General features: G+C 67.7%; 12 protein-coding genes. 5 read left to right on the top strand and 7 right to left on the bottom strand.

Going from position 1 to position 14,279, the window contains the following annotated elements:
* Positions 1 to 86: 86 nt before the first annotated feature.
* A complete protein-coding gene (gene nanR / locus RDV64_RS18200) occupies positions 87 to 800 on the bottom strand; it encodes a transcriptional regulator NanR (RefSeq protein WP_309196379.1) in 714 nt (237 codons plus the stop codon).
* Between the two features lie 150 nt (positions 801 to 950).
* Here nanR and RDV64_RS18205 point away from each other — a divergent pair, with 150 nt between their 5' ends.
* From RDV64_RS18205 to RDV64_RS18220, 4 genes are all read left to right on the top strand, one after another.
* Complete coding sequence (locus RDV64_RS18205) at positions 951 to 1,988, top strand: ABC transporter substrate-binding protein (RefSeq protein ID WP_309196380.1); 1,038 nt, start codon at positions 951 to 953, stop codon at positions 1,986 to 1,988.
* A 16-nt stretch (positions 1,989 to 2,004) separates the two neighbouring features.
* Entirely contained in the window at positions 2,005 to 4,449 is a 2,445-nt protein-coding gene (locus RDV64_RS18210; RefSeq protein ID WP_309196381.1) for an ATP-binding cassette domain-containing protein, read from the top strand.
* Positions 4,446 to 5,462 carry an ABC transporter permease gene (locus RDV64_RS18215; protein ID WP_309196382.1) on the top strand — a complete coding sequence of 339 codons (1,017 nt, stop codon included), beginning with the start codon at positions 4,446 to 4,448 and terminating at the stop codon, positions 5,460 to 5,462. Before RDV64_RS18210 ends, RDV64_RS18215 begins: the two co-directional genes overlap by 4 nt.
* A 74-nt stretch (positions 5,463 to 5,536) precedes the next feature.
* Positions 5,537 to 7,054, top strand: coding sequence for an alpha/beta fold hydrolase (locus tag RDV64_RS18220; RefSeq protein WP_309196383.1), 1,518 nt, complete (start codon positions 5,537 to 5,539; stop codon positions 7,052 to 7,054).
* 156 nt (positions 7,055 to 7,210) lie between these two features.
* Here the strand turns inward: RDV64_RS18220 and RDV64_RS18225 are convergent, their stop codons facing one another.
* From RDV64_RS18225 to RDV64_RS18240, 4 genes are all read right to left on the bottom strand, one after another.
* Positions 7,211 to 8,356 (bottom strand): hypothetical protein, encoded by a 1,146-nt coding sequence (locus RDV64_RS18225; protein WP_309196384.1) that lies wholly within the window; start codon positions 8,354 to 8,356, stop codon positions 7,211 to 7,213.
* A gap of 83 nt (positions 8,357 to 8,439) precedes the next feature.
* Positions 8,440 to 9,648, bottom strand: coding sequence for an FAD-dependent monooxygenase (locus tag RDV64_RS18230; RefSeq protein ID WP_309196385.1), 1,209 nt, complete (start codon positions 9,646 to 9,648; stop codon positions 8,440 to 8,442).
* Positions 9,645 to 10,361, bottom strand: a complete 717-nt coding sequence (locus RDV64_RS18235; RefSeq protein ID WP_309196386.1) for a class I SAM-dependent methyltransferase — start codon at positions 10,359 to 10,361, stop codon at positions 9,645 to 9,647. Before RDV64_RS18235 ends, RDV64_RS18230 begins: the two co-directional genes overlap by 4 nt.
* 2 nt (positions 10,362 to 10,363) lie before the next feature.
* On the bottom strand, positions 10,364 to 11,674 hold the full coding sequence (locus RDV64_RS18240) for a type III polyketide synthase (protein WP_309196387.1): 1,311 nt from the start codon (positions 11,672 to 11,674) through the stop codon (positions 10,364 to 10,366).
* Here RDV64_RS18240 and RDV64_RS18245 point away from each other — a divergent pair.
* Positions 11,665 to 12,789, top strand: coding sequence for a Gfo/Idh/MocA family oxidoreductase (locus RDV64_RS18245; protein WP_309196388.1), 1,125 nt, complete (start codon positions 11,665 to 11,667; stop codon positions 12,787 to 12,789). The two genes, RDV64_RS18240 and RDV64_RS18245, sit on opposite strands and share 10 nt — an antisense overlap.
* Positions 12,790 to 12,844: 55 nt before the next feature.
* On the opposite strand, the gene RDV64_RS18250 is transcribed toward RDV64_RS18245, so the two are convergent.
* On the bottom strand, positions 12,845 to 13,582 hold the full coding sequence (locus RDV64_RS18250; RefSeq protein WP_309196389.1) for an SDR family oxidoreductase: 738 nt from the start codon (positions 13,580 to 13,582) through the stop codon (positions 12,845 to 12,847).
* A complete protein-coding gene (locus tag RDV64_RS18255) occupies positions 13,579 to 14,277 on the bottom strand; it encodes a GntR family transcriptional regulator (RefSeq protein ID WP_309196390.1) in 699 nt (232 codons plus the stop codon). The genes RDV64_RS18250 and RDV64_RS18255 overlap by 4 nt, the downstream gene beginning before the upstream one ends.
* Between the last annotated feature and the right edge of the window lie 2 nt (positions 14,278 to 14,279).

A 14,279-nucleotide genomic window follows, 5' to 3' on the forward strand; every position in this document is an offset into this window, starting at 1 on the left:
ATACTCATCATACCAGTTGGGGCGCGGTGCGCAATCGTCCGCAGCAACTTTTGTTGCCAGGCGCGAAGGCTTCGGCGTTGCGGGTATCAGGCGAGGTTCGCGCGGCGGTAAAGCTCGTTGGCGCGGTAGAGGTGGTCACCCATGGCCTGCGCGGCGGCATCGGGATCGCGCTGTTCGATGGCTTCGGCGATCTGCCGGTGTTCGGTCAGCGTGAGCTGCTCCAGCCCCGGCACGGCCACAAGATCGACGTGGAAATTATTGAGCCACGAGAACACGGCTTCGGACACCACAGGCCAGATGGGGTTGCCGCTGATCGCGGCGATCTCGCGGTGAAACCGGCCGTCGAGCGCGCGGAACTTCGCCGTGTCGTCGACGGCGGCAGCCTGGTCGTCCAGAACGCCCCATAGCCGCCGAACGTCACTGTCGGCGCGCCGCTTTGCTGCCATTCTGGCGACTTCGCGCTCCAGCGTGGCGCGCGCATCCTTCAGGTGTTCGAGGTTGGTGGGCGAGTGGATGAGGAGGTGGCGCATCGTTTCGCCAAGCTGGTCGAACATGTGGCCGAACGAGGGTTCGGCGACCCGCGCCCGCCCGCCGTGACGGATCTCTATCAGCCCCATCCGCGCCAGCGACTGCAACGCCTCGCGCACTGCCGGCCTTCCCACGCCAAGGGTCTCCATCAGCGCCCGTTCCGACGGCATCAGGTCACCCGGCTGCAATGTCCCGTCCTTGATGGTTTCGAGCACCCGGTCGAACACTTCGTCCGACAGCTTCCGTCGGGAGATTGGGGCGGAGTCCATCATGATGTCTGATCGCCGGCTACAGACGGTCGATAAAATTGACCGCTTATGGTGTACTGGTATAATCTGTTGTCAGGGTCGCGTCGACGCATGGCGCGCGGCCCCGGATGCGGACGATACCGTACCCTAAAAAATAACATCGGGAGGTAAACTATGAAGTTCTCCGTCACGGCACTCGCCGTCTGTCTGACCGCGACCGGTCTTGGTGCGGCAATCGCCCCTGCCGCCGCGCAGGACAAGCCCACAATTGCGCTGTCCAACTCCTTTTACGGCAACGACTGGCGCCGGCAGATGGTGGATTCCTTCACCGAAGCTGCCGAAAGCGCCAAGGCCGAAGGGCTGATCGGAGACTTCATCGTCCTCAACGGGGACGGTTCGGTGCCGCAGCAGCAAAGCCAGCTTGCCGACCTCATCTTGCGCGGTGTCGACGCCATCGCCATCAACGCCGCGTCCGAAACCGCGCTCAACAACATTGTCGGCAAGGCGTGCTCGGCGGGCATTGCCATCATCGCTTTCGATTCCATCCTGTCGGAAGATTGCGCTCACACGCTGGGTTTCGACTTCACCCAGTACAAGACCGACCAGGCGGAGGCGACGCTGGATCTGATCGGCCGCAAGGGCAACGTCATCGTCGTGCGCGGGGTGAAGGGCTCGGCGCCGGATGCGCAGATGTACGCCGCCCAGATGAAGGTGCTGGAGGCCAATCCGGACGTGAAGGTGGCTGCCGAGGTCTACGGCCAGGCCACGGCGCCGGTCGCCCAGTCCGCCATCGCCAACGTCCTGCCCAGCCTGCCGAAGATCGACGCCGTGCTCGGCCAGGGCGGCAGCGACGACTACGGCATTGCCCAGGCCTTCGAGCAGTACGGCGGGGACTATGCCGACGCCATGCCGGTGATCGAGGGCGGCGGCAGTGCCGATTTCATCCGATGGTGGGCCGGCCGGATGGAGAAGGGCGATTACGCCACCACCTCCATGAACACCACGCCGGGCATTGGCGGGGCCGCATTCTGGGTGGCGCTGGCGCTGGCCGAGGGTGATGACGTGCCGCAGGAGATGGTGATGCCCGTTGCCGTGGTCGAGCCCGACAATCTGGGCGAATACAAGGATATGCCCCAGGGCCGCATCGTCAGCCCCAGCTACTCGCGGGCATGGGTGGCAGAGCACCTCCTGTCCGGCCCTGCGGCAAACTGATCGCTGCTGACCTGCAATGAACGAACGTCCTGTCCTGCCGCGGGAGACGGTTTCTCCCGCGGCCGTGCCGCCGCGTGTCGCCGTCAGCGGTGTGCGCGTGACCTACGGCCCCACCGTCGCCGTCGACGATCTGTCCATCACCGTTGGCGCGGGGGAGGTGATCGGGCTGGTGGGCGCCAACGGGGCCGGCAAATCCACGCTGATGCGCGTTCTGGCGGGAGCGGCCACGCCGGACGCCGGCACGGTCGCAATCGACGGCACGCCGGTGAACTTTGCCGCGTTCGGTCCGGGTGCGGCCCATGGCATGGGCGTGCGGATCGTGTGGCAGGAGCTTTCGCTCTGCGCCAACCTCACCGTTGCGGAAAACATGTTCGTGGAACGGCCGCTTGCCGGCCGTTCGCCGCTGTTCTGGCGGGCGCCCTATGCGCGGATTGCAAGAGAAAGCCTCGACGCGGTGTTTCCGGACGCTGGCATTGCGGTGGGCCGCGCGGTGGAGGATCTCCCCATCGGGCAGCGCCAGATGGTGGAGATTGCAAGAGCTGCCACGGCTCCCGGCCTGCGCCTTCTCATTCTCGATGAGCCGACATCGTCGCTGGATGCGGTGCGCAGCGGGCAGTTGCGGGCCTTCGTGCAGGCAAGGGCGAGGGAGGGGCTGTCGGTCATCTTCATCAGCCACAAGCTCGGCGAAGTGCTCGACGTGGCGACCCGCGTCTTCGTCATGCGCAATGGCCGCGCCGTTCTGGATGCGCCGGCTGAGAGTGTGAACGCATCGCAGCTGGTGGATGCCATGGGCGGCGGCGCCGAGGCGCGAAACGCGCGAACCAGCGCGGCAACCACGGGAAAGGTGCTGGCGCGCCTCGACCGCCCGCTGACGGCCCGGCTCGGGCACGCGCTGGCGCTTCACGCCGGCGAGATCGTCGGCGTCGCGGGTCTTGAGGGCGATGGTCAGAAGACGCTGCTGGAGGCGCTGTTTGCCGGGAGCGGCAACGGTGCCACGCGGGCCGGTAAGGCGGCCTATGTGTCCGGCGACCGGGCGCGCGAGGGTGTCTTTGCGTTGTGGCCGGTGTCGCAGAACATTGCCATCGGGCGCATTGCCCGGCGCTCTGGCTGGTCGCTCGTGTCGGCGGCGCGGGAACGCGCGGCAGTGGAGCCGGAGGCAAGGCGGCTCGACCTCGATCCCGCGCGGTTCGCCTCCAACATTCTGGAGCTTTCCGGCGGCAACCAGCAGAAGGCGCTGGCCGCCAGAGCGCTCGGCACCGACGCCGAGATCCTCATTCTGGAAGATCCCACCCGCGGCGTCGATATCGGCACCAAGCGCCTCTTCTACAAGGTGGCGCGGGAGGCGGCCGAAAGCGGCAAGCTGGTGGTGTGGCATTCCACCGAGGATGCCGAATTTGCCGAGTGCGACCGCGTTCTGGTGATGGCATCCGGCAGTGTGGCCGCAATATTGTCGGGCGATGACCTCAGTGAGGAGCGGGTGCTTGCCACCGCTTTTGCGGCGCGTGAGGGGGGCACTTGCGCAGCCGACGGTCCGGGTCTCGCGCTGCGGGCAGCGCGCGCAGTCCTGCGCAACGCAGCAATCGTCGGGCTCGTGGCAGTCTGCGGCGCGCTTGCCTCGCTGAACCCCATGGTGGCGTCCACCTTCGGCATCGAGCTTCTGATGGGGCCGGCGGTGGCGCTCACACTCATTGCGCTGGCGCAGATGTTTGTGGTGGGCGGCAGCGAGATCGACCTTGGCGTCGGCGCCTTCGCGGGGCTCGTCAACGTGTTGTCGGCGACGCTTCTGGTGAGTGCGCCGCTGCTGGGCGGCGCGGCCATTCTGGCCGGTCTTGCGGGGTATGCGCTGATGGCGGCCATTGTCCGGCTGCGCGCCGTGCCGGCCATTGTGGTCACGCTGGGGGCCTCGTTCATCTGGTACGGGGTCGGCTATTCGGTGCAGCCTGCACCGGGGGGCGCGGCGCCCGACTGGTTGCGCGCCACCACCCAGTGGTCGATCCCCGGCATCCCGACGCCGCTGGTGCTGGTGGTCGCCGCCACGGTGGTTGCGCTCATCCTGCATCGCTCGCGCATGGGAACGGTTCTGCGCGGGTTCGGTGCAAGCCCGATGGCGCTGGAGCGGTCCGGCTGGTCGCCGCTCACATGGTCCATCGTCCGCTACGTTGTGGCCGGGGCCTTCGCGGGCGCGGGCGGCCTTGCGATCACCGCCATGAACGGGGCGAGCGATATCAACGCCGGGTCCGGCTACACGCTCCTTGCCGTCGCGGCCGTGGTGCTGGGCGGTTGCCGGCTTCTGGGCGGCGTCATTTCGCCGGTGGGGGTTGCGGCGGGGGCTGTCACGCTCTCGCTCATTGGCGCGCTGCTGGGTGCGCTGGGGGTGTCGACCGATTTCAATGCGGCGGTGCAGGGGCTGTTGATGATCCTGGTTCTGGGTCTGCGCGCGCTGGTGGAGCGGTCGCGGTGAGGGCGCTTGCAGAATTCACCCGGCGGCACCGCTGGGTGTGGGCAGCGCTCGGCGTTGCGCTCCTGTGGGTCGCGCTCAACGTCGCCATGGAGCGCTTCAGCCTTGCTTCCATCAGCGGCGTTGCGCGCTCGGCGTCTTTTCTTGCCATTGTGGCGCTCGGCCAGATGTTCGTGGTCGCAACCGGGCGCGGCAACATCGACCTTTCGGTCGCAAGCGTCGTGACGCTGAGCGCGTTCATTACCGTCACGCTGGCCGATGGGTCCAACGCCACGCTGCCGCTGGCGCTTGGCGCGGCGCTGGCCATGGGGGCTGCGGTGGGGCTCGTCAACGCGCTGCTCGTGGTGCGGCTCGGCATTGCGGCCATGATCGCGACCCTTGCGATGGGCTACGTCCTTGCCACCGCAACGCTGATGGTGAACCGCAGCGTCCGCGGCTTCGAAACCGCACCGGCGCTGGACTGGCTGGCGTCGGGCCGGGTGGGTGATGTGCCGGTCATTGCGGTGCTGGCATGCGCTGCAACCGCGCTGGCGGCCTTCGTCGTCAACCGCACCGCGTTCGGCCAGACCCTGTCGGCCACCGGGCAGAATTTGCGCGCAGCGCAGCTTGCGGGCGTGCGCACGGGGCGGACCACAACGGCGGCTTTCGTCATCAGCGGGGTGTGTGCCGCACTTGCCGGCGCGCTCCTTTCGGCAAATGTCGGCGGTGCGTTCCTCGACATGGGGACGCCCTACCTGCTCCAGTCGGTCGGTGCGGTGGTGCTGGGCGGTTCGCTCATCTTCGGCGGCTTTTCCACGGCGCTCGGGACGCTTCTGGGCGCGGTCCTTCTTGTCCTCATCGTGACCACCATGCAGATCTGGGGTCTTCCCGCCGGCGCCCAGGACGTGGTGCAGGGCGTCGTCATCGTTGCGGTGCTGGCGCTTGCGGGCGGCAGCGCGGTCCGCCGCCGGAGACCCGCGCCGCAGGCAGAGCGCGCTTTACACAGCCCGCCCGCGCCGGGCAAGGTCGAGGACTGACAACAGCGGGCGAACGAAACGCGCGTTCCGGCGCACCCCCTGCGCACCCCGAAAGACGCACGGTGGAGAACCCGGTGAGCGAACCCCTGCCGCGGCGTCCCGTCCGTGCCGCCTTCACCTGGCTCCTCGCGATTGTCGCCCTGGCCGCAATCATCCTGTCCGTGGTGAAGCTGGAGGAGGGCCGGGCCGGCGTTCAAATTTCCGAACTGGCGATCGGCACCACGCCCGCCACCTTGTACCGCAAGGGCACCACCGACGGCCCGCTCGTCATCGTCGCGCACGGTTTTGCCGGGTCGCGCCAGCTGATGCAGGCCTATTCGCTGACCCTTGCGCAATCGGGCTACACGGTTCTGGCGTTCGATTTCGAGGGACACGGGCGCAACCCTGTCCCCATGTCCGGCAACGTGGATTCCATCGAAGGCACCACCGCGCTGCTGGTGGCTGAAACCCGCCGCGTGATTGCCGCCGGGCGCCAGATGACGGACCCGCTGCGGGGCGTGGCGCTCCTTGGCCATTCTATGGCGACGGACGTCATCATCCGCGCCGCACTGGAGGAGGCGGCCGTCGGCACGCCGGTGCGAGGCGTGGTGGCCATCTCCATGTTTTCGGTCGCCATCACCGCCACGCAGCCGCCTGCGCTCCTTGCCATCAGTGGGGCATGGGAGGGGGCCTTGCGCGCCGCTGCGCTGGATGCGCTCCATCAGGTCGATCCCGACGCCGGGGAGGGGGAGACCGCAGACGCCGGCGGGGTCGTGCGCCGGGCGGTCGCCGCGCCTTCGGTGGAGCACGTCGGCGTCCTTTACAGCGCCACGGCGCTGCGCGAGACAAGGGCGTGGCTGGACCGGGTGTTCGATTTCCAAGGCACCGGCCCCATCCTGCAGCCGGGCGGATGGATCCTGCTTCTGCTCGCAGGCGTGGTGGCGCTGCTGAAGCCGCTGACGCGCCTTTTGCCAAGCCGCAGGGCAGCACTTGCCGGCATTTCAGCCGGCCGGTTCTGGCTGGCGGTGCTGGTGCCCGCCATTGCCGTGCCTCTGGTCTGCACCGCGCTTTATGTCCGGTTCCTGCCGGTGCTCGTTGCGGATTATCTGATGGTTCATCTGGCCGCCTACGGCGTGTTGCAGCTTCTGCTTTTGCGGGTATGGCGGCTGGGCAGGCCTGGCTTTTCGTGGGCGGGGATGCTGCTGCTGGTGGTCTGGGGCATTGCCGTCTTCGGCCTGGCGATGGACCGCTATGTGGCAAGCTACGTGCCCAATATCGGGCGGCTTGCCGTCATGGCAGCGCTCGCGGTCGGCACCGTCCCGTTCATGGTGGCCGATAGTATTCTGACCGAATCGGGCGAGGGACGCGGGTGGCAGCGGATTGTGGCGCGGGTCGGTCTGTTGGCGTCGATCGCGGCCGCGGCCATGCTGGACCCGGAGCGGCTGATGTTCCTGTTCATCATCTTGCCGGTGCTTTTGCTGTTCTTTCTCGTTCAGGGGCTGATGGGGCGCTGGGTGGGGCAGAGAAGCGGCCCGGTGACGGCCGGCATCGGCCTTGGCGTCTGCCTGGCCTGGGCACTCGCCGTCAGCTTTCCGCAATTTCAGGCCGGCTGACACAAGCGTGGAGGCACCGCGGCCTGGGGTCCGGTCGCCCCCCTGGACCCAGAGCGAGCCGATACGGGATCGACCGAAGTCATTTATTGGTGGGGCAGCAGCGTTCCAGCGCGCCGGACCGTAACGTTCTGCAGGAGCGCGTTGTATCGGGACCGGCTAGGCGCGGCGGTTGAAATCGGCCAGCGCGCTGCGGGTCATCTTTTCCAGATAGGCCAGCGTCAGCACCACGGATTTGCTGACCGAGGTCAGAAACAAGTCGGTCAGGATGATTTCCTCGCGGCCGCGCCGCTTCAGCAGCCCGTCGTCGGCCGCATCGCGAATCATGTTCGACACATGGGGGCGCGACACATGGGTCTGCTTGGCGCAGGCGGTGAGTTGAAAGACAAACCCGTCGCGCTGTTCCTGTGGGGTGGCCGCCGCATGAGCGAGAAACAGATGCATCGCGATGTACTCGCCGCCATCGCGGCTGGAAAATGCCTTGAGCGACGGTTCGCTCGCCAGCGGCCGGATCCCTTCGCCCACCAGACTGCCGATCTTCATGCAAAGAAGCAGCGGGAAATCGGGGTCGTCCAGCGCGGCGCGGCCGTCGGTCCCGGTCTGGCTGATGATGGACAGGGCTTCCAGAGCGCGGGACAACCGCTCTGTGGCAAGCGCCATCATCCGGTCGGTGGGCACATAGGGCACGTAGATGCCGGGCCGGTCGACCCCGGAGCGTTCCAGAAAGCCCACATGCCGCATAAAGATGAAAAGGGCCCGGGCTCGGCCGCGGCTCATGTCGCCGTGTTCGTGAAGGCGGTCGCAGAACCGGTTGACCGTGAGGCCGATCCCATCCCCGAACTCGCGTTCGGTATGGAGCGCGAGCGCACCCCAGAAGGCAGCCCGCCGCCCCCTGTCGCCAACCACAAAACGCAGGAGACCCTGCGCGGCCTGATGGCTGGTGATCATCGTGAAGAGTTTGACCGTCGCCTCGGTCAGCTGCGGATGATTGGCAAGGGCTTCCAGCGCTTCTGGCGGAATGTGGCGTGCGGTGCGGCTTCCGGTTTCAGGCGGATGGGGGCGCGGTTCGCCTTCATTGTGGGAGAGGTTCATTGCCGCGTCCGAGATGCTTTGCCACCGGTTACATCCCGGCACGCCGGCCTTGCGCGACCTGTTGTCCGCCTCCCGCGGCATGGTCCGCCAAGCAGGGTATCCTTTTCCATCGTCCGCCTGTTCGCCCAATGCTGACGATTGAGGATGGCTTGCAAGCGAGGCGATAACAAGGCCGCTGTCCTGGCCGCGCACCTTGCCGAAAGCCGGGCGCATGCCGAATACCGGGTTGCTTGGCGATTGGCAGGCCAGGGCTCAAGGTCTCCGCCGGCGCGTGGTCTGGGGCTGGCGCGGCCACTTCATGCGGCGCGTATGGCCTGGCGGTCGGGCGTCTGCGCGGCAACTTCCAGGGCGCGTGTCTTGCCGCTGAAGCGAGCGCCTGTCGACAGAAGAACGGGAAACCGGGTTGCAAGGGCGGCCAGCGGCACGGCCGCCGCCGGATGGGTGAAGACGCCTGCAAAGGCCGCCGCGGCCCGAATGCGCAGGCTGAACTGCCGTCGCCATCCCCGGCGATAGCGCGCCCCGGCCTGTTGCCGCGCTAGAAGACTGGTGACATCGACGCCGCCCAGTTCGCGCGCCAGCAGCCAGCCGGACTGGATCGCCATGGCAATTCCCTCGGCCACAATCGGATGCGCTTCACCGGCAAGGTTGCCGGCGCGGAAAATGTCGCCGGCGTAAACCTCCCGCAAGCCCGGACGGATCGGTCCGGCGGCAAGCCATGCCCCGTGTGTCTGTGCGGTTCCGAGCGCGTCCCTCAGCCCGTCCATGGACACGATGAGGTGTTGCAGCACGGCTTCCGCCGCGGTGCCGCCATGGCGCTCCCGCACGGTGCCAAGCGTCCGCCGGTTGATGCAGCAGGAGAGGGAGAGCCGCCCGCCGTCCGCCCACACCAGCCCGCCATAACCGCCGGGAAAGGTGAGCATCGTCATCACGTCGGCTGGCAGATTGCCGCCGTTGAAGTGCGCCTTGAAGCCCAGAAAATCCGATTGCGCATGGGTTTTGGGCAAATGCGTCGGCAAGGCGCCGGGCTCCCACGTTCCGTGGGCCGCAATCACGACCGGCGCGTGCAGCGTGCGCGTTCCGCCCTCCAGCGTGATGGTGACGCGGTGGCCGCTGCCGTCGCTGGCAAGTTCGGTCGCCTTGGCCGGTTGCAGGACGTCGACGCCCTGGCGGCGGGCGGCGTTCAGGAGAAGCGTGTCGAGCGCATCGCGGCCGAGGGCACGGCCGAAGCCGTTGGCACTTTCGGGCATTGTGGCGAGGGCGACCTGCGGCCCGGCATACCACGCAACGCGGCGCACCTCCGGTCCCGCGCTTGCGCGGAAGGCATCGGCAACGCCAATCGCGTGCAGCACCGGCATGGCGGTGGCCGAGAGGTATTCGCCGCACACCTTGCGGCGCGGGAAGGCGGTGCGCTCCACCAGTGCAACGCGTCGACCCTGCCGGGCAAGGCCGATGGCAGCGCTGGCGCCCGCCGGTCCCGCACCGATCACGATGGCATCATGGCTCATGGTTCGCGCCTTGCTTCGCCGGATGCTGCAAAAACGTGGCTGAAGGGGCCGCACGCACGATCCTCCAGCACGGGGCCGAAGGTTGCGGGCCACAGCGCGCCGAGTTCGCCGGTGCGAAAGCCTGCGCGGACGCTGGCCGGCGCATCGTGGCGGGTCACGTCGTTGGCGCCGATGACGGCAAGCGTCCGCGAAGCGGCAAGGGCGAACGGCCGGCGCAGCGGTTCGGCAGCCACGACCAGCGCCGCATGACGGCCGAGCCCGGCGAGAAGCCTCGCCAGCATCTCGTCTTCGAAGTGGTGCAGGACGAGATTGGCGAGCGCAATGTCGAAGTGGGGCGGATTACCGGCCAGATAGTCGAACGCATCGGCTGAAACCACGTCCACCTCCCAGCCGAGCGCGGAGAATGCGGCGCGGGTTTGGTCCGTGACGAGACCTGCCTGCTGGTCCAGCAGGGTCAATGCAACGCCGGGCCAGCGGCGGGCGAGGCGGCCGGCCAGCGCAAGGGACATGCGCCCGTCGCCACAGCCGATTTCCAGAATCCGGCGGGGCGGTTCCGGCGCATGGCGCGAAAGAAGCCGGGCCAGTATCCGCGGCGCGAACATCAGCGTGTTGATGCGCGAAAGATCGCGGCGCGAGGCGCGGGCGCGGCTGTCCTGTGGCGCAAGATGGTCGAGCACTTCGGCTTCGACGTGGCGGGCGGCGAGCGAGGGCACTCTCAGGCCATCGCAAAGGTGAAGGTTTCGGCCGTGAGGCCGGGGCCGAACGCCATGGCACAGCCCGTTTCGCCGCCACGGGCATCCGCCAGCATCGCCTTCAGAACGAACATCACGGTCGCCGATGACATGTTGCCCTGCTGGCGCAGCACGTTGCGGGACGGTGCAAGACTGTCTGGTGGCAGCGCAAGAACCTGCTCCACGGCATTCAGCACGGAGCGGCCGCCGGGGTGGACGGCCCACAGATCGGTCTCACGGACGGTGCGACCTCCGAGGATTGCGTCACTGTCGCCTTCCAGCGTCCGCCGGATTGCGGCGGGAATCCGGCCCGAGAGGACCATGTCGAACCCGTCATTGCGGACCTTCCATGTCATCAGGTCGCGCGCGCCGGGGAGAAGCGCAGCATGAAAGCCTTCAAGCCGGATCCCGGAGGGGCGTCCTGAGACGATGGCGGCACTGCATCCGTCGCCCCAGAGGCAGAAGCTGAGAAGCTGCTCGATGTCCGCCGTTTCCTTGAAGTGCAGCGAACAGAGTTCGAGGTTGACCACCAGCACCGTGGCCGACGGTTCGGAACGGACGATGTGGTGGGCGAGCTTCAACGCGCTGATGGCGGCGTAGCAGCCTATGAAGCCCACCAGCGTGCGCTCCACGGTATCGGCAATGTTGGTGCGGGCGATGATCTCGAGGTCGAGGCCCGGTGCTGCAAGCCCGGTGCAGGAGGCGACGATGAGGTGGGTCACTGCGGCAAGGTCCGCGCCCGTTGCCTCGATCGCCGCTATGGCGAGATCCGGCGCGTTCGCTTCGTAAAGGTCCATCCGCGTCGCGGTGCCGGGAAAGTTGCCGCGCGCGAAAAGGCCGCCCGCGTCGAGCGCCGTGCCCTCGGGGTCTGCGGCCGGGGCAAGGCAGGAGTACCGGCGTTCGATGTCGGCTTTTTCGGCAAGCTTGCGGAAGATCGCCTGTTCGCGCGGTTTCTGGCGCAACTGGGAGGCGGCAAACTGGCGATAGAACGCATTGACTTCGTGCGGCGGGACCGCGGTGCCGATTGCGTTGATGTGGGCCGGCTCACGCAAAATCTGGTCTCGCTTCCCGGACGGGCGAAATGCCGACGTCGCTGCACACCCTAACCGCTCGCGCTCCCGATTGGATCCGTGACCGCCGCGACCAATCGCAACGCCGCGTGACCGCCGGGAGCAAGAAACATGTTGCAGTGGCAGGCGTGCTCTGGTGAGTTTTTGCCGGGCGCGGCCATCCGTCGCCCGGTTCTTTCGCTGCGCCGTGCGCGGCCAACTCTGGGCAGGATACAATGGCGCCAATTCGTCTGGGCATGGTCGGCGGCGGTGCAGGCGCCTTCATTGGCGCGGTGCACCGGATCGCAGCGCGGCTTGACGGAGACTACGAGCTTGTGGCGGGCGCCCTGGCCTCCACGCCGGACCGGGCGAAGGCAAGCGGCGAAATTCTCGGGCTGGACCCGGCGCGCTGCTACGGCAGCTTCGAGGAAATGGCGGAGGCGGAAGCGGCGCGCGCCGACGGGATCGAGGCCGTGAGCATCGTCACGCCCAACCACATGCACGCAGCGCCTGCGATCGCCTTTCTGAAGCGCGGCATCCACGTCCTGTGCGACAAGCCGCTCGCCGCCACCATGGAGGACGCCGAAGCGCTGGCCGCCGCGGCACGGGAGAGCCGCGCGCAGTTCATTCTCACGCACAATTATACCGGCTACCCCATGGTACGGCAGGCGCGGGCGATGGTGACCGCCGGAGACCTTGGCGACATCCGGGTCGTCCACGTCAGCTATCTGCAGGACTGGCTCACCACGTCGGTGGAAAGCACGGGCGTGAAGCAGGCCGAGTGGCGCACCGATCCCGCACGCTCCGGCGCCGGCGGTGCGGTGGGCGACATCGGCACCCACGCGCACAATCTCGCGTGCTTCGTCACCGGGCTTTCGGTGGAGCGGCTGGCGGCGGACCTTCAGAGTTTCGGCCCCGGACGGGCGCTGGACAACAGCGCCAACGTTCTGCTGCGCTTTGCGGGCGGGGCGCGGGGCACGCTCACCTGCAGCCAGGTGGCCGCCGGTAAGGAGAATGCGCTGACCCTTTCGGTCCACGGCAGCCGGGGCGGCCTCGAATGGGCGCAGGAGGAGCCGAACGTGTTGTGGTTCACCCCCTACGGCCAGCCGGTGCAGCGGCTGACGCGGATGGGCGCCGGCGCCAACGAGGCGGCAAATGCCGTCTCGCGCATCCCTTCCGGCCACCCCGAGGGCTACCTGGAAGGGTTTGCCAACATCTATGCCGCGGCGGCCGCCGCCATTCGCAAGGGCGAGCCGGACCCGGACCTGCCTGGGATCGAGGCCGGCCTTTCGGGCATGCGGTTCATTGCGGCGTGCGTTGCCTCATCGCAGCAGGATGCGGCGTGGGTGGGGCCGGTTTAGGCGTTCGCCCCGCAGTTGAAAGAGCGACAAAGCATCTGTCCAAGCGGGAGCCTGGCTACAGCGTCAGGCCGCCATTGGCGTGGATGGCCTGGCCGGTGACGTAGCCGGCCCTCTCGCCCAGCAGGAACGCGATCAGCGCCGCCACCTCGGCCGGGCGGCCGACGCGGCCCATGGGAATTTCGGCCTCCACCTTTGCCCACTGGGCCGGGGTGAGCGAGGAGGGCGTGCCGGGGTCCTTGGCGATGAACCCCGGCACCACCGCATTCACCGTGATGCCGCTCGGCGCAAGGTTGGCGGCAAAGACCCGTACCTGCGCTTCCAGCGCCGCCTTGGCCGGTGCCGTGGCGCAATAGCTGTAAGCCTTGGCCACATGCGCCCCAAACGCGCTGACGCAGACAATCCGCCCTCGGTTTGCCGGCATCCGGGGGGCGCACGAGGCAACAAGGCGATGGAAGGCCGCGGGCATCGCCTGCAATGCGGTTTCCACTGGCTCGACCGGGGTGTTCTGCACCTTGCCGAACTTTGCGTAGCCTGCCGCAAAGACGACGCCGGTGAGGGCGCCGGGACGGGCGTTGACCCATCCTTCGATGGGGCCGAACGTGTCTGCGGCCCCGGTGTCGCCAAGCGTTGTCTCCACCGTTGCGCCCGCTTCGCGGCAGGCGCTCGCCACTGCGGCAAGCCGTTCGGCGTTGCGGCCGGTGTGGAGGAGAAGTTCAGTGCCGGGGCCGGCGATGGCCTTGGCAACGGCAGCGCCGATGCCGGAGCCGGCGCCGATGATCAGGGTGCAGCTCATCCATTCTCCAGCGTGTAGATGTGGCCGTAGGCGGCCTTGATGGCAGCGAGAATATCGTCGTTGCGGTGCAGGATGTGCTGGCGCATCAGGGCAGCCGCACCGTCCGCATCACGCCGCGTCAGGCATTCGAGGATGGCGCGGTGCTCGGCCTGCGTCCGGTCGCGGCGGCCTTCCATGGCAATCCAGCGCACCAGGTGGATCCGGTCGTTGAGGTTGGCGAGAATGGCGCGCAGGACGGCATTGCCCGACAGGCGCGCAATGGCATCGTGAAAGCCGATGTCCAGCTCCACCAGCCGGTCCACCGAAGCATCGGGCGATTCGGCGGCGCTTTCGGCAAGGTAGGCGTCGATCGCTTCAAAATCAGCGTCGCCGCCGCGTTCGCAGGCCAGCCGCACGAGCGAGAGCTCGACCTCCAGCCGCGCCTCGAAGAGCTGACCCACCTCGACCGCCTGAAGATCCGGCGCGGAAAAACCGCGGCCCTTGTCCACGATCAGCCCCTCGGCTGACAATCGGTTCAGCGCTTCGCGAAGCGGGGTGCGGCTGACGCCAAGCTCGGCGGCAAGGCTCACCTCGTTGATGCGTTGTTTGGGCGGAATGGAAAAGCGCAGGAGGCGCTCGCGGATCATGGCGTAGGCCCTGTGCGAGGAAGACACCGGGGCAGCGGGTGCGTCGCGTGCGACGGGGGCATGAGCCATGG

This window comes from Acuticoccus sp. MNP-M23 (assembly GCF_031195445.1).
Classification (GTDB): domain Bacteria; phylum Pseudomonadota; class Alphaproteobacteria; order Rhizobiales; family Amorphaceae; genus Acuticoccus.

Excerpts from the sequence above, each read along its gene's own strand:
- RDV64_RS18230 (WP_309196385.1), bottom strand. The coding sequence starts at position 9,648 with ATGAGCCATGATGCCATCGTGATCGGTGCGGGACCGGCGGGCGCCAGC.
- RDV64_RS18245 (WP_309196388.1), top strand. The coding sequence starts at position 11,665 with ATGGCGCCAATTCGTCTGGGCATGGTCGGCGGCGGTGCAGGCGCCTTC.
- nanR (WP_309196379.1), bottom strand. The coding sequence starts at position 800 with ATGATGGACTCCGCCCCAATCTCCCGACGGAAGCTGTCGGACGAAGTG.
- RDV64_RS18255 (WP_309196390.1), bottom strand. The coding sequence starts at position 14,277 with ATGGCTCATGCCCCCGTCGCACGCGACGCACCCGCTGCCCCGGTGTCT.
- RDV64_RS18205 (WP_309196380.1), top strand. The coding sequence starts at position 951 with ATGAAGTTCTCCGTCACGGCACTCGCCGTCTGTCTGACCGCGACCGGT.
- RDV64_RS18225 (WP_309196384.1), bottom strand. The coding sequence starts at position 8,356 with ATGCGCCCGGCTTTCGGCAAGGTGCGCGGCCAGGACAGCGGCCTTGTT.
- RDV64_RS18210 (WP_309196381.1), top strand. The coding sequence starts at position 2,005 with ATGAACGAACGTCCTGTCCTGCCGCGGGAGACGGTTTCTCCCGCGGCC.
- RDV64_RS18250 (WP_309196389.1), bottom strand. The coding sequence starts at position 13,582 with ATGAGCTGCACCCTGATCATCGGCGCCGGCTCCGGCATCGGCGCTGCC.